Raw genomic sequence first — 15,504 nt, 5'->3', positions numbered from 1 at the left:
GTATTTGCTCAAGCGCGGCTTGCCGCCATAATCGCGCTGAATCCGTCCAAGGAGTCGGCCCTTGCCGCAACAATCGATCCCGCATAGCGATGCACCCTTGTACCTGGTGCAACTGACTGACAGCCATTTGTTTGCCGACGGACAGGGCACGCTGCTGGGCATGAACACTCGCGACAGCCTGCAACGGGTGGTTGAAAGTGTGCGTGAAGAGCAGCCGCGGATCGACCTGCTACTGGCCACTGGCGATTTGTCTCAGGATGGCAGCGAAGCTTCCTACGAATATTTTCGTGACTTGACGGCAAGCCTCGGGGCCCCGGCCCGCTGGCTTGCCGGTAACCATGACGAGCCTTTGCCGATGGCGCGGGTGGCACAGGGCAGTGATCTGCTCAAGCCGTTGGTGGATCTCGGCAACTGGCGCATCCTGATGCTCAATTCAGCGGTGCCAGGGTCGGTGCCGGGCGTGCTCGACGAGCAGCAGTTGGCGATGCTCGAGCAGTCCTTGAACGAAGCGCCTGAGCGTCATCACCTGATCTGTTTCCACCACCAGCCAGTACCCATCGGCTGCGCCTGGATGGCACCGATAGGCCTGCGTAATGCCGACGCGCTGTTTGCCCTGCTGAACGGTTACCCACAGGTGCGAGCCTTGCTTTGGGGGCATGTACACCAGGAGTGGGATGAGCGGCGTGACGGTCTGCGGCTATTGGCCTCACCGTCCACCTGCATTCAGTTCGAACCGGGCAGTGAGGACTTCAAGGTCGGTGAGCAGGCTCCCGGCTACCGCTGGTTGCGCTTGCATGGCGATGGCTCGATCGAGACCGGGGTCTCGCGGGTGAGCGGCTTCGAATTCACGGTCGACTATGAAGGCGACGGCTATTAAGTGTTGCTGAATGGGTGAAACTGCTCCATTTGCCGTCGAACAGGCTAAAATGCGCGCTTTCCTGCCTGGCATCACCAGGCGATTCAAGTGCACTGGGGGCGGTATGTCGGGTTCGATTATCTATATCCACGGATTCAACAGCGCACCTTCATCAAAGAAAGCCTGCCAATTGGTTGCAGTGATGGAGCAGATCGGCCTGGGCGAACGCCTGCGGGTGCCAGCGCTGCACCATCACCCGCGCCAGGCCATGGCCCAGCTCGAAGCCGCGATTGCCGAGCTCGAATCGCCATTACTGGTCGGCAGCTCGCTCGGCGGCTACTATGCCACCCACCTGGCCGAGCGCCACGGGCTCAAGGCATTGCTGATCAACCCGGCGGTCAACCCGCACCGGCGTTTCGATGGCTTTCTGGGTACTCAGCAGAACCACTACACCGGTGAGCGCTGGGAGCTGACCCTCGATCATGTGCAGGCCTTGGCCGAACTTGAGGTGGCGCCGCCTACGGATGCCGGACGCTATCAGGTCTGGCTGCAAACCGCCGATGAAACCCTGGACTACCGCCAGGCCGAACAGTTCTACCGGGCCTGCGCGCTGCGCATCCAGGCCGGTGGCGATCACAGTTTCCAGGGCTTCGCCGAGCGTCTGCCAGCCTTGTTGAGCTTTGCCGGCATTGCCCCACAGCAGTATCAATCGCTCGATTTTTCTGTATTTTGATGACTTATTTTCACCCACGACTGACGACGAGTACCCATGGCCATTCCCAGCGCTAGTGCCTATAACGCAGACGCCATCGAAGTCCTCTCGGGCCTTGACCCGGTGCGCAAACGCCCGGGCATGTACACCGACACCAGCCGGCCGAACCACCTGGCCCAGGAAGTCATCGACAACAGTGTCGACGAAGCCCTGGCCGGACACGCCAAGTCGGTGCAGGTGATCCTGCACGCCGACCATTCGCTGGAAGTGTCCGATGACGGTCGCGGCATGCCCGTGGATATCCACCCGGAAGAGGGTGTTTCCGGGGTCGAGCTGATCCTCACCAAGTTGCACGCTGGTGGCAAGTTCTCCAACAAGAACTACCAGTTCTCCGGTGGTCTGCACGGCGTTGGTATTTCCGTGGTCAACGCCTTGTCCAGCCAGGTGCGGGTCAAGGTCAAGCGCGATGGCAACGAGTACCAGATGACCTTCGCCGACGGCTACAAGGCCAGCGAGCTGGAAGTCGTCGGCACGGTCGGCAAACGCAACACCGGAACCAGCGTGTACTTCGCGCCGGACCCGAAATATTTCGATTCGCCGAAATTTTCCATCAGCCGTCTCAAGCATGTGCTCAAGGCCAAGGCGGTATTGTGCCCGGGGCTGCTGGTCAGCTTCGAAGACAAGGCCAGCGGCGAGAAGGTCGAATGGCACTATGAAGACGGCCTGCGTTCCTATCTGGTCGACTCGGTCAGCGAGTTCCTGCGTCTGCCCGACGAGCCGTTCTGCGGCAGCCTGGCCGGTAACAAGGAGGCTGTCGACTGGGCCCTGTTGTGGCTGCCCGAAGGCGGCGACAGTGTCCAGGAAAGCTACGTCAACCTGATTCCTACCGCTCAGGGCGGCACGCACGTCAACGGCCTGCGTCAGGGCCTGCTCGATGCAATGCGCGAGTTCTGCGAGTTCCGCAACCTGCTGCCACGTGGGGTCAAACTGGCGCCCGAGGACGTCTGGGAGCGCATCACCTTCGTGCTCTCGATGAAAATGCAGGAACCGCAGTTCTCCGGGCAGACCAAGGAACGCTTGTCGTCCCGTGAAGCGGCGGCCTTTGTATCTGGCGTGGTCAAGGATGCGTTCAGCCTGTGGCTCAACGCCCACCCTGAACTGGGCATGCAGCTGGCCGAACTGGCGATCAACAACGCCGGACGCCGTCTCAAGGCCAGCAAGAAGGTCGAACGCAAGCGCGTCACCCAGGGGCCGGCATTGCCGGGCAAGCTGGCTGACTGCGCCGGGCAGGACCCGATGCGTGCCGAGCTGTTCCTGGTCGAGGGTGACTCGGCCGGTGGCTCGGCCAAGCAGGCGCGCGACAAGGAGTTCCAGGCGATCCTGCCGCTACGCGGCAAGATCCTCAACACCTGGGAGGTTGACGGTGGTGAAGTCCTGGCCAGCCAGGAGGTGCACAACATCGCCGTGGCCATCGGCGTCGATCCCGGCGCTGCCGACATGAGCCAGCTGCGTTACGGCAAGATCTGCATCCTCGCCGACGCCGACTCCGACGGCCTGCACATCGCCACCTTGCTTTGCGCGCTGTTCGTCCAGCACTTCCGCCCGCTGGTCGAAGCCGGTCATGTCTATGTGGCCATGCCGCCGCTCTACCGTATCGACCTGGGCAAGGAGATCTACTATGCCCTGGATGAAGCCGAGCGTGATGGCATTCTCGATCGCCTGGTCGCCGAGAAGAAACGCGGCAAGCCGCAGGTCACACGCTTCAAAGGCCTGGGTGAAATGAACCCGCCGCAGCTGCGTGAAACCACCATGGACCCGAACACCCGCCGTCTGGTCCAGTTGACCCTGGACGACCTGGACGGCACCCGCGAAATCATGGACATGCTGCTGGCCAAGAAGCGTGCCGGTGACCGCAAGAACTGGCTGGAGTCCAAAGGCAACCTGGCCGAGGTCCTGGCTTGATTCGTTCACTCCTGGCAGCAGTGCTTGGCGTTTTTGCCCTGTCATCGCAGGCCGCGCTGTGGCCGGAGCTGAAGTTTGTCGCCGAGTCCCCGGTCGAGGGCATGCGCGGTGGCAACCTGTCTGGCCTGGCCCTGTGCAAGGGTGAGCTATGGGCGGTGTCGGACCGGGATGACGACCTGATTTACCGGCTCAATACCAAGGCAACAGTCTGGCAGGCCGAATCGGTGCCTGTGGCGGCGCCGCCGGTACCGGAAAGCGGCTTGCCCTGGGGGATTCGTTCGCGGACCTGGGCAGTCGCTAAGGTTCGCGGCGGCGATCTGGATTTCGAAGGCATCAGTTGTGATGCCGCAGGTAACCGCTATCTGGTCAGCGAGGCTCATGCTGGCGTGTTGCAGGTGCCGCTCGACGGCGACCCGAACTGGCTGAAGATCGACCCGAGCATGGTGCGGCAGGCGCGGGCCAGTGGCATGCTCCTGCATTTCAATGCCCTGTTCGAAGGCCTGGCGGTGAGTCCGGCTGGCGACCGTATCTGGCTGGCGGCCGAGCGCGAGCACCGCGGACTGTTGCTGATCAATCGCCAGCAGACTGTATGGAGCTGCGGCGATGGCTGCGTGTTGCTCAGTGAGGCCGGGGTTGAAATGCAGCCGCCGCAGATGCCCGGCGCGCAAGCGCTACCACGAGATTTTGCTGACCTGGCACTGTTCAACGACAAACTGTTCACCCTGGAACGCAACGCCCACCGTATCTGTCGGCGCGAGACGGCGACCGCCAGGGTTGAGCGCTGCTGGTCGTATGCTGAAGCTGGATTGGCCGAGCCACGCCAGTACGCCCAGCCGTTTGGCCTGGCCGAGGCGCTGGTGATCGATACCGAGGGTGCCTGGATCGGCTTGGATAACAATGGGGCAACCCGCAATGATGGCGAATCACGGCCGGTGGTCTGGCGCTTTGCAGCACCGGCTGGTGGCTGGAGTGCCAAGCCGTGAGCCAACCACCTGGCAAGCGTGCCGGCCGGGTATTGCTGGTTCTGGCCTGGGCGGCGGGATTGTTCCTGGCCACACGCTTCTTCGGTGATTGGGAGCAGCGTCAGGCCAACCCTAATGCACAGGTCTACTCCCAGCACGGCGAAGGTTTTATCGAGGTGCAGCTTGCGGGTAACGGCCTCGGTCACTTTGTTGCTGATGGGCGGATCAATCGTCAGGCAGTACATTTCCTCCTCGATACCGGTGCCACCGACGTGGCAATTCCCGAACGGCTGGCCGCAAAGCTTGATCTTGAGCGTGGCGCCCCGGTGATGCTGAGTACTGCCAATGGCCGGACCCAAGGCTATCGCACCCGCCTGGACACGCTGCAACTGGGTGACATTCTGCTGCGCGATGTGCGCGCCCTGGTGGTGCCAGGGCTGGATGGCGAACAGGTATTACTGGGCATGAGTGCCCTCAAACAACTCGAATTTACCCAGCGTGGCGGCACCTTGCTGTTGCGCCAGAACCTGAAATGATGAGGCCCGCATGAGCGACTCCCTTGATCTCAGCCTCGATGGCGTAGAGCGCCGGTCACTGGCTGACTTCACCGAACAGGCCTACCTCAACTATTCCATGTACGTGATCATGGACCGCGCCTTGCCGCATATCGGCGATGGCCTGAAGCCGGTGCAGCGACGCATCGTCTACGCCATGAGCGAACTGGGCCTGGACGCCGACTCCAAGCACAAGAAGTCGGCGCGTACCGTTGGTGATGTACTCGGCAAGTTCCATCCCCACGGCGACTCGGCGTGCTATGAAGCCATGGTGCTGATGGCCCAGCCGTTCAGCTACCGCTACACCCTGGTCGATGGCCAAGGCAACTGGGGTGCGCCGGACGATCCGAAATCGTTCGCCGCCATGCGTTATACCGAAGCGCGGCTGTCGCGCTACTCCGAAGTGCTGCTCAGCGAGCTGGGCCAGGGCACTGCCGACTGGGTACCGAACTTTGACGGTACCCTGGATGAGCCCGCGGTACTGCCGGCGCGTTTGCCGAATATCCTGCTCAATGGCACCACTGGTATCGCGGTGGGCATGGCCACTGACGTGCCGCCGCACAACCTGCGCGAAGTCGCCAGCGCCTGTGTGCGCCTGCTGGACGAGCCAAAGGCTACGGTCGAGCAGCTTTGCGAGCATATCCAGGGCCCGGATTACCCGACCGAAGCGGAGATCATCACGCCGCGCTCGGAATTGCTGAAAATTTACGAAAGCGGTCGTGGCTCGGTGCGTATGCGGGCGGTCTACCGCATTGAAGATGGCGATATCGTCGTCACAGCACTGCCGCATCAGGTTTCCGGGGCTAAAGTACTGGAGCAGATCGCCGCGCAGATGCAGGCCAAGAAGCTGCCGATGGTGGCAGACCTGCGCGATGAATCGGACCACGAAAACCCGTGCCGCATTGTGATCATCGCCCGCTCCAACCGGGTTGACCTCGACGAGCTGATGCAGCACCTGTTTGCCACCACCGACCTTGAGTCCAGCTACCGGGTCAACGTCAACATCATCGGTCTGGATGGGCGTCCGCAGCTGAAGAATCTGCGCGCGCTGCTGGTCGAATGGCTTGAGTTCCGCGTGCAGACCGTACGCCGCCGCCTGAAATTCCGCCTGGACAAGGTCGAGCGTCGCCTGCATTTGCTTGAAGGTTTGCTGGTTGCGTTCCTCAACCTGGATGAAGTGATCCACATCATCCGCACCGAGGACCAGCCCAAAGCGGCCCTGATCGCGCGCTTCGACCTCACTGAAACTCAGGCCGAGTACATCCTCGAAACCCGCCTGCGCCAGCTGGCGCGGCTGGAAGAGATGAAGATCCGCAATGAGCAGGACGAGCTGACCAAGGAACAAGCCAAACTGATCGCGCTGCTGGGTAGCGAGAGCAAGCTGCGCAAGCTGGTGCGTGCCGAACTGATCAAGGATGCTGAAACCTACGGCGACGACCGTCGTTCGCCGATCGTCGAGCGTGCTGAAGCCAAGGCCCTGTCGGAAAATGAACTGATGCCGACTGAGCCGGTGACGGTGGTGCTGTCGGAAAAAGGCTGGGTGCGTTGCGCCAAAGGCCATGATATCGACGCCACGGGCCTGTCCTACAAGGCCGGTGATGGTTTCAAGACCGCTGCCGCCGGGCGTTCCAATCAGTTTGCGGTGTTCATCGACTCCACCGGACGCAGCTACTCGGTTGCCGCGCATACCTTGCCTTCCGCACGCGGTCAGGGCGAACCGCTTACCGGTCGTCTGACGCCGCCACCGGGCGCAGGCTTCGAGTGTGTCCTGCTGCCTGAAGATGATGCGCTGTATGTAATAGCCTCCGACGCCGGCTACGGCTTCGTGGTCAAAGGCGAAGACCTGCAAGCCAAGAACAAGGCCGGCAAGGCCTTGCTCAGCCTTCCCAATGGTGCCAAGGTCATTGCCCCGCGTGCGGTGGCTGACCGCGAGCTGAACTGGCTGGCAGCGGTGACGACCGAAGGTCGCCTGTTGATCTTCAAGATCAGCGACCTGCCACAGCTCGGCAAAGGCAAGGGCAACAAGATCATAGGGATTCCTGGAGACCGGGTTGCCAGCCGTGAGGAGTTCGTCACCGATCTGGCGGTCATTGCCGATGGCGCCACCCTTGTGTTGCAGGCCGGTAAGCGTACGCTGTCACTGAAGGCTGATGATCTTGAGCATTACAAAGGGGAGCGTGGCCGTCGGGGTAATAAACTGCCGCGTGGCTTCCAGCGGGTTGATGCGTTGTTGGTGGAGAATCCCGGATAAGCCGGGACAGAGGCCTCGAATGGGTAATTTCGCGCCCGTTCGAGGTTGAAACACTGGAGTCGTGCCGCTATTTCGCGGATGATAGGGCCCTTGTGGTGCCAGCGTGGCTGCGTGCCCGAATGAATCTATATGAGTATCACTGCGGTTTGCCTTGTGGCGGCCGCCTGGATGGGATGATGAAATTTCTGCGCCTTCCGTATGTTCTGCTGATGAGTGGCATACTCGGGCTAGCCGGTTGCAGCATGCACCAGCCGGTTTCGCTGTATCAGCTCGACAGCGGTGAGCCTGGCCAGCCCAAGCAAAGCGCGGGCATGGCTGTCGTGCTCGGCCCGGTATCGGTCGCCGACTACCTGCAGCGCGAGACCCTGCTGCAGCGCCAGTCCGACGGCAGCCTGACCGCCGCGACCGATGGCCGCTGGGCTGGCAGCCTTTCGGCAGATATCGATCAGTTGCTGGTCCGCCAGCTGGCCTGGCGCCTGGACAGCCAGCGCGTAGTGCTGGCACCGGCCAATACGGGCTTCACTCCAGATGTGCAGGTCCTGCTCTCGATCACGCGCCTGGATTCCGGTGCCAACCAGCCAGCCATCCTGGATGCCCAGTGGCGGTTGCTCGACCGTCGTGGTCACGTCCGTGACAACCGCATCGTTCACTTGGAGCAGCAGCACCAAGGTAGCTCGGCGGCGCAGGTTCAGGCTCAGGGACAGTTGCTGCAAAAGCTCGCTGAGCAGTTGAGTATTGCCCTCAAGCCTCTGGCCAACCAGCCTCCGATCGTTGAAGAGACGCCGAAGAAGGCCGCGCCGGTGCAGGTGCGCAAAGAACCGGAGAAGCCGAAGATTCCTCTGGCGACGCCGATTCGCACCGATCTGGAAGTGTTCCGCTTCTAAACAGTGCCCACGAAAAAGCCCGCAGCGATGCGGGCTTTTTCGTGCCTTTTAGCTACGACCGTCGCGATCTCGGAAGCCCAGCAGGTACAACACACCATCCAGACCCAGGGTCGAAATCGCCTGTTTGGCCGATTGTTTGACCAGCGGCTTGGCACGGAACGCCACGCCCAGACCGGCGATAGCCAGCATCGGCAGGTCGTTCGCGCCGTCGCCCACCGCAATGGTCTGCTCCATCTGCAAACCTTCCTTGCGCGCCAGCTCACCCAGCAGGTCTGCCTTGCGCTGGGCATCAACGATCGGCTCAACCGCCACACCGGTGACTTTACCGTCAACCACTTCCAGCTCGTTGGCAAAGACATAGTCGATGCCCAGCTTGGCTTGCAGTTGCTTGGCAAAATAAGTGAAACCGCCAGACAGGATTGCGGTTTTGTAGCCCAAACGCTTGAGTTCGGCAAACAGGGTTTCAGCGCCTTCGGTCAGGCGCAGCGAGGCACCGATCTCGTCGAGCACACCAACGTCCAGCCCCTTGAGCAAGGCCAGACGCTCTTTGAAGCTGGCGCGAAAGTCCAGTTCACCACGCATGGCCCGTTCGGTGATTTCAGACACCTGCTCGCCCACGCCAGCGGCCTTGGCCAACTCGTCGATCACTTCGGCCTCAATCAGCGTCGAGTCCATATCGAACACCGCCAGGCGACGGTTGCGACGGAACAACGAGTCCTGCTGGAAGGCAATGTCGACATTCAGTTCCTGAGCCACGCTGAGAAACTCGGCACGCAAGGCTTGCGGATCGGCCGGTTCGCCACGGACCGAGAACTCGATGCAACCCTTGCCCTGCTCGACCGGCGTATCCAGGGCCACACGACCGGAGAGGCGGTCGATATGATCGATATTCAGCCCATACTTGGCGGTGATCGAACTGACCCGCTGCAGTTGCTCGGCGGTCACCTTGCGGGTCAGCAAGGTCACGATGTGACGGGCCTTGCCCTGACCTTCAACCCAGCTTTGGTAGTCAGCTTCGGAAACCGGAGTAAAACGGACCTGCTGATCGAGTTCGTAGCCCGCAAACAGAATATTTTTCAGTACCGATGAGGCCTTTTCGGTATCCGGGATTTCCACCAGGATGCCAAAGGACAGGGTGTCGTGAATCACCGCCTGACCGATGTCGAGGATGTTCACACCACCCTGGGCCAGAACGCCGGTAATGGCCGCAGTAAGACCCGGACGGTCTTCACCAGTGATGTTAATCAGAACGATTTCGCGCAAAACGGGCTCCGACTCGTGGAAAAAAGCGCATTCTACCGATTTTCGCTGACTATCGGGTGCAGCCGATACTTTGCCGGCCCTTGAGCGCTCGCTATACTGCGCAGCAACTTCTCCGACATAAAGAGCCGCGCTCTGTGAACCGGCCCACGCCCGTTAAAACCGACAACTTCTTCCTGCTGATTTTTCATGCTCTGCGCCAACGCCGCGTGCCGCTTGCGCTGCGCATCGCCTGCCATAACGTGCTGTTGGTAGCACTGGCACTGGTGATCTATGCCTGCGTGATGGGTTTGCAGTTCAAGCAGGCCATGCATGAACAGGCCGATGCCCTGGGGCAGAGCCTGACCACGCAGACTGCTACCTCGGCGACCGAGCTGCTGGTGTCTAACGACATCCTCAGCCTCAATGTGCTGCTGGGTAACCTGGTGAAGAACCCGCTGGTGGCCCATGCGGCGATCTACAGCGTCGACAACCGGATCCTTGCCGAAGCTGGCCAGCGCCCGAAAAACGGCCTGTTGGGCGAGGCAGAAGGCCTGTACCAGACCAAGATCACCTTCCAGGACGTGACCGCCGGGCAACTGCGCATCAGCCTGGACATGAGCCAGTTCCAGCAGCCGCTGACCATCAGCCTGCAGAGCATGGGCATTCTCGCCGGTATCCTGCTGGCCCTGGCCCTGGCCATGAGCTTGCGCCTGGGGCGCTTCATCTCTACACCGCTGCTGCAGCTGCGGGTCTGGCTGCGTGACATAAACGAGTTCACCCCGGCCACTGACCGCCAGGATGAGATCGGTGACCTGGCCCGCCAGCTGCACACACGCTTCGCCCCACCGCCGCGCGAAGTCGAGCCGGAACCCGAGGCGCTGGACGACGAAGAACCCGAGTTCGAAGTTCGTAACCTGCGCGACCCGAGTTTTGACGAAGCACCTGCTGTAGCCAAAATCAGCAAACCTGTAATTGCTGATGATGACAGCGATGATGCGTTTGCCGACCTGATCGACGACGAAACGCACAGTGCCCCGCGCCTTGCCCCGCAACCTGTCAAGCGCGAGCCCCAGGCCAGTGCGGTACTGGCCGTGCAACTGGGGTCCCAGGAGCAACTTCGCCGCCTGCCGCGCACCCGCCTGACCGAGTTGCTGGAGCGCTATCGCGACTGCCTTGACCAGGCCGCATCGCTGTATGAAAGCGAAGTGCACACCCTCAATGACGGCAGCACCCTGATGTTGTTCCACAGTCAGGATAGCGGCGAGGACTACCTTACCAATGCCATTTGCTGTGGCGAGCTGTTGCGTGCCCTTGGACATGCCCTGCAAATCGAGGTGGCCGATAGCGGCATCACCTTGCAACTGCAGCTGGGCCTGACCCTGGGCGAAGACTTGCACGGCCTGAGCCAGATTGACCTGCTGTTGACCGAGAAGGCCCAGGATGCCCTGGCCCTGTCGCAACACAGCCGTAACCTGCTGCTGGTTGAGCGCAAGATCAGCGACGATAGCCTGATCCGTCAGCGCGCCCGCATCCGTCCGATTGCCAGCCCCGAAGGCGCCTGCTGCGTCGAGCGTCTGATGGAGCCCTACCCGTCGATGCTGGAGCGTCAGCTGGCACGGATGCATGAGAGCCGGGTCAAGGGTTGATCCGGCGCAGTCACGGTTAACTGTAGGCGTGGATTTATCCGCGAAGGACTGCACAGCAGTCCCGTATTTCAGGGCCGCTACACACCCCATCGCCGGCAACGCCGGCTCCTACAGCTAAGTGGAAGACAGTTGCTTCCACAGGTTTGCACCCACCAAAAAGCCCGCATCGCTGCGGGCTTTTTCATTTTCAGGCCTGGGCAGGCAGCGCCAAACGCTGGCCCATGCTCACCGCCGAACCGGCACCGAGTTCTTCGGCCCATTTGACCTGCTCTGGTCCAAACAACACGACAGCCGTCGAACCCAGCTTGAAGCGACCCAGTTCCGCACCTTTTTCCAGGTGGATCGGCGCGCGGCTGGCTTCGTCGTAGCGGAAGGTCTTGAGTTCGCGCTTCGGCGGCGTCACCAGGCCAGCCCAGACAGTTTCGATCGAAGCGACGATCATTGCTCCAACCAGCACCACGGCCATCGGCCCGCGCTCGGTATCGAACAGGCACACCACGCGCTCGTTGCGGGCAAACAGCTCCGGTACGTTTTCGGCGGTGGTCTGGTTGACCGAGAACAGCCGACCCGGCACATAGATCATTTCGCGCAAAGTACCGGCCAGGGGCATGTGCACCCGGTGGTAGTCCTTGGGCGACAGATAGATAGTGGCAAACTCACCGCCCATGAACGGCGCAGCGTTGGCCGGATCACCACCCAGCAGTTCAAGCGCGCTGAAGCTGTGGCCTTTGGCCTGGAAGATGCGACCGTGCTCGATCGGGCCCAGTTGGCTGACGGCACCGTCGGCCGGGCAGAGGACTGCACCCGGGGTCTCGTCGAGCGGACGTGCACCGGGTTTCAAGGCGCGGGTGAAGAAGGCGTTGAAGTGCTCGTAAGCAGTGACGTCTTCGACCAGGGCCTGGGACATATCGACCTGGTAGCGCTTGGCGAACCAGCTGGTAAAGGCATTCTTGAACCAGCGCACGCGGCATTCGGCAATGCAGCCGGCCAGACGCGACAGCAGGTGATGGGGCAGCAGGTACTGACTGGTGATGAACAAGCGGGATTTCATTAGGTTTCCTTAAACTTCAACAGGGGTGTCGGGGTGGTTGCCCCATTCGCCCCAGGATCCGGCATAGGCTTTGACCCGAGGGTAGCCCAGATGCTTGGCCACCAGGTAGGTAAAGCCGGAACGGTGATGCGTCTGGCAGTGGGTAACCACTTCCTTGTCTTTACTGATGCCCAGCTGTTCGAGGATTTCGGGCATGTCCTTGCGGATGCGCAGGGCATTGTTCAGGTCCATGCCGGCAGTCCATTCGAAATTGACCGCGCCGGGAATGTGCCCGCCTTTGGCGGCCAGGACTTTCTCACCGCGGTATTCAGCGGGGCTGCGTGCATCCCAGATCGCCAGGTCGGCGGCGCCGATGCGGCTTTGCAGATACTCACGGGTTGCCGTGGGCTCTTCGTGCAGAGTCAGGCTGACCGTACCGCTGGCAGCGGCCGGTACTTCGGTGCTGAGGGTGCTCGCTGGCCACGCCTGCGCACCACCGTTGAGGTAGTGGTAGTGCTTGTGACCGATTACATCCAGCAACCAGATGAAACGCCCGGCCCAGCCGCCACCTTCGTCGTCATAGACCACGTAGACCGCATTGGCGTTGTGGCCGAGTTCGGCAAACAGTTTTTCCAGATCGGCTTTGGCCGGCAGCAGGCCCGGCGCCGGGGGGTGGCCCAGCTGGGTACGCTTCGGGTCGACAAAGCGAGCCCCTGGAATATGCCCGCTGTTATAGCGGTTGACGCTGGTCAGATCCACCAGGATCAACTCCGGCACATCAAGCCGGGCTTGCAGGTCAGCCGGTTCGATTACCAGGGGCAAGCCAGAAAAGTCAGTCATCCAGAGTCTCCAGAGTAGAGCAGAGGGGGCGATTGTAGCGCATGGGTCAGGCGCTGCGGGTGCTGAAGGCGGTCAAGGCACGTTCGATACATTGCGCGGTCTTGCCAAAGGCCTGCACGCTGATCTCGGCCAGCGGTTTTGCAGCCTGGTCGGCGACCAGCAGCATCACTACGCGGCCATTGCTCGACAATGACCGCAACAGCAGGTGTTCGCTGCGAAATAATGTGCGCAAGTGGGCCGGGAGCAGTGCTGAGAATTGTGCGTGATTTTCGGGGGTCAGGCGCAGTTGCGCCGGCGTGCTCAGCAGGCGCTGAAGCAGTTTGCTTTGACCGATAGGGAAAACCAGGCTGGCCGCTTCTGGCGGCAGCCCGGCAACCTGATGAACCCGCAGCTGAGTCAGGGTTTTGTCGGTCATCAGCAGCATCACTCGCTGCATGCCGCAGGCCACCAGGGCATCTCGGGCCAGGGTCGTCAGGTGAATGGCATTGCTGAACGGGCTGGGTTCGACCAGCAGCTCGGCGCACAGCTTGCGCCAGGCACCCAGGGCTTGGGCCGAGGGTGGCGGTGGGGCGATCTGCCCCTGATGCAGACGTCGGTGATGCCAGGGCCAGATCAGGGCTTGGGCCGGGTGGAACAGGTCATGGCAGACATGATGGCGGGCACTGATCGCCGCTTGTTGGTGTACCAGCTGTTGCACTTCATCCAGTGACGTTTGCAGGTACAGCCCGGTGAGCAACTGCCAGCGCCGTATATGAGGGTTGCTCCAACCCACTTGTGCCGCCAGCGCCAGGCCGTTGGCCAACACTACTGTGGTGGCCGGCTGATTGAACCAGCGGCGCACATTCGGGCTATCGTCCATCCGCTGCTGCTGGCGCAGGCTGTTCTGATCACGGGCGATGTGCAGTGCCTTGGCCAACAAGCACCGCTCATCCTGCAGCAGGTGATAACCGCGGGTGTCCCAGTCCGGCAGGCGCCAGTGCTCGGCCAATGCCTTGCACAAGCTGAGCAGCCGTACCCCGAACAGCTCCATTTCAACCTGCGGAGCCGATTCGCCCTTATGCACCACGCGCAGTTCCCAATCCTCAAGCAGTTTGGGAAAGGTCAGGGCCAGTGGCCACAAAGGCGACAGGAACAACAAGCTGCCCCAGTGTATTTCCTGCCAGAGCCTTGCCAGGCGGCTGGCGAACAGGCCGTTGGCCTGCTGGCTGGCGTGTTGGCTGACCAGTTGCAGTTGACGCAATGTCGGTGCGATCTCGCCCTCCGGGAGTGCCGGCAAACGCTCGAGCAACGCTGAGGTACGAGCCAGTCCCAAGCGGTTGAGGGCGATTTCCAGGCTTTCGGCGGGTTCGCCGATGCTGGCATGGGTGTGATGGTTGGCTTCACGCATGACGCTGAGCACCAGCGCCGGGCTGTCCTGCATCACCTCGGCAATGTCGCGCAGCGAACTGCGGTTGTCGGCAATGGCGGCTTTCACCCGCTCGTAGCTGGCCAGTGGAACCGGCAGGCGAACGCTGTCGAGTAGTTTGACCCAGGCATCGAGTGTTTTCGGTTTTTGATCTGGCACGTTGGTTTCAATAGGTATGCTAGAGGGGGCCGAGCTGGCTTTTCGCCGTGACTGACTATAGTCTGGCGCAGATCTGCCGATAAGTAGAAGAAGAGTTTTATTAACTTCCGCTCACGACCCTGACCACGACAGTAAGTGCTTTCTATCTATGGCTAAAATTATCGGCATCATCGTCGTATTCGCGAGTGTGCTCGGCGGATATGTTCTATCCCACGGCAAAATTGCGGCACTGATTCAGCCTTTCGAGGTGTTGATCATCGGTGGCGCAGCCTTTGGTGCGTTCCTGCAGGCGAACCCCGGTTACATGACCATGCATGTAATCAAGAAGTCGCTGAAGATGTTTGGTACGCGCTTTACCCATACCTTCTATATCGAGGTGCTCGGGCTGGTCTACGAGATCCTCAACAAGAGCCGGCGCGAAGGCATGATGGCGATTGAAGCCGATATCGAAGACGCCGCCTCCAGTCCGATTTTTGCCAAGTATCCAGCCGTGCTCGGTGATGAGCGCATGACCGCGTTCATCTGCGACTACCTGCGCATCATGTCCACCGGTAACATGGCGCCGCATGAGCTTGAAGGTCTGTTCGACATGGAACTGCTGAGCATGAAGGAAGAGCTCGACCACCCGTCCCATGCCGTGACCGGTATTGCCGACGGCATGCCAGGCTTCGGTATCGTTGCGGCGGTACTGGGGATCGTGGTAACCATGGCCTCGCTGGGCGATGGTGACCAGAAATCCATCGGCCTGCACGTGGGGGCGGCGCTGGTCGGTACCTTCTTCGGTATTCTCGCCGCCTACGGCTTCTTTGGCCCGCTGGCCACCGCCCTGCGTCAGGATGCCCGGGAAGAGCTCAACGTCTATGAAGCCATCAAGGCTTCGCTGGTAGCCTCGGCTTCCGGTATGCCGCCGTCGCTGGCCGTGGAATTCGGGCGCAAGGTGCTGTTCCCGGCCCACCGTCCAAGCTTCGCCGAGCTGGAACAAGCGGTTCGCGGACGCTGAG

General features: G+C 61.3%; 13 protein-coding genes. 9 read left to right on the top strand and 4 right to left on the bottom strand.

The window, feature by feature from the left end; genetic code table 11:
* Positions 1–61: 61 nt before the first annotated feature.
* From cpdA to C6382_RS09380, 7 genes are all read left to right on the top strand, one after another.
* On the top strand, positions 62–877 hold the full coding sequence (gene cpdA / locus C6382_RS09410) for a 3',5'-cyclic-AMP phosphodiesterase (protein ID WP_107024227.1): 816 nt from the start codon (positions 62–64) through the stop codon (positions 875–877).
* A 103-nt stretch (positions 878–980) separates the two neighbouring features.
* On the top strand, positions 981–1,589 hold the full coding sequence (locus tag C6382_RS09405; protein WP_107024301.1) for a YqiA/YcfP family alpha/beta fold hydrolase: 609 nt from the start codon (positions 981–983) through the stop codon (positions 1,587–1,589).
* Positions 1,590–1,625: 36 nt separating this feature from the next.
* Positions 1,626–3,530, top strand: a complete 1,905-nt coding sequence (gene parE / locus C6382_RS09400; RefSeq protein ID WP_107024226.1) for a DNA topoisomerase IV subunit B — start codon at positions 1,626–1,628, stop codon at positions 3,528–3,530.
* Complete coding sequence (locus tag C6382_RS09395; RefSeq protein ID WP_107024225.1) at positions 3,527–4,513, top strand: esterase-like activity of phytase family protein; 987 nt, start codon at positions 3,527–3,529, stop codon at positions 4,511–4,513. Before parE ends, C6382_RS09395 begins: the two co-directional genes overlap by 4 nt.
* A complete protein-coding gene (locus tag C6382_RS09390) occupies positions 4,510–5,028 on the top strand; it encodes a TIGR02281 family clan AA aspartic protease (protein ID WP_107024224.1) in 519 nt (172 codons plus the stop codon). Before C6382_RS09395 ends, C6382_RS09390 begins: the two co-directional genes overlap by 4 nt.
* Positions 5,029–5,038: 10 nt before the next feature.
* Complete coding sequence (gene parC / locus C6382_RS09385; protein ID WP_107024223.1) at positions 5,039–7,297, top strand: DNA topoisomerase IV subunit A; 2,259 nt, start codon at positions 5,039–5,041, stop codon at positions 7,295–7,297.
* A gap of 176 nt (positions 7,298–7,473) precedes the next feature.
* Positions 7,474–8,181, top strand: a complete 708-nt coding sequence (locus C6382_RS09380; protein ID WP_107024222.1) for a membrane integrity-associated transporter subunit PqiC — start codon at positions 7,474–7,476, stop codon at positions 8,179–8,181.
* A 48-nt stretch (positions 8,182–8,229) separates the two neighbouring features.
* On the opposite strand, the gene serB is transcribed toward C6382_RS09380, so the two are convergent.
* On the bottom strand, positions 8,230–9,444 hold the full coding sequence (gene serB, locus C6382_RS09375; RefSeq protein WP_107024221.1) for a phosphoserine phosphatase SerB: 1,215 nt from the start codon (positions 9,442–9,444) through the stop codon (positions 8,230–8,232).
* Positions 9,445–9,578: 134 nt separating this feature from the next.
* Between serB and C6382_RS09370 the strand changes: the two genes are divergently transcribed.
* Positions 9,579–11,069: a HAMP domain-containing protein gene (locus C6382_RS09370; protein ID WP_107024220.1), complete on the top strand. Its 1,491-nt coding sequence runs from the start codon at positions 9,579–9,581 to the stop codon at positions 11,067–11,069.
* Positions 11,070–11,256: 187 nt separating this feature from the next.
* Here C6382_RS09370 and asd read toward each other — a convergent pair whose 3' ends face one another.
* From asd to C6382_RS09355, 3 genes are read right to left on the bottom strand one after another with little or no spacing between them, the layout of a single operon-like run.
* Complete coding sequence (gene asd, locus C6382_RS09365) at positions 11,257–12,120, bottom strand: archaetidylserine decarboxylase (protein ID WP_107024219.1); 864 nt, start codon at positions 12,118–12,120, stop codon at positions 11,257–11,259.
* Between the two features lie 9 nt (positions 12,121–12,129).
* Entirely contained in the window at positions 12,130–12,939 is an 810-nt protein-coding gene (locus tag C6382_RS09360; protein WP_107024218.1) for a rhodanese-like domain-containing protein, read from the bottom strand.
* Positions 12,940–12,985: 46 nt separating this feature from the next.
* Positions 12,986–14,521: an HDOD domain-containing protein gene (locus tag C6382_RS09355; RefSeq protein WP_107024217.1), complete on the bottom strand. Its 1,536-nt coding sequence runs from the start codon at positions 14,519–14,521 to the stop codon at positions 12,986–12,988.
* Positions 14,522–14,651: 130 nt separating this feature from the next.
* Between C6382_RS09355 and motA the strand changes: the two genes are divergently transcribed.
* Positions 14,652–15,503: a flagellar motor stator protein MotA gene (gene motA / locus C6382_RS09350; protein WP_107024216.1), complete on the top strand. Its 852-nt coding sequence runs from the start codon at positions 14,652–14,654 to the stop codon at positions 15,501–15,503.
* Position 15,504 lies beyond the last annotated feature (1 nt).

It is taken from the genome of Pseudomonas sp. BBP2017, assembly GCF_003024385.1.
Classification (GTDB): Bacteria; Pseudomonadota; Gammaproteobacteria; order Pseudomonadales; family Pseudomonadaceae; genus Aquipseudomonas.
Note: the sequence above shows the minus strand (reverse complement) of the source record. Positions and strands in the feature narration are given on the sequence as shown.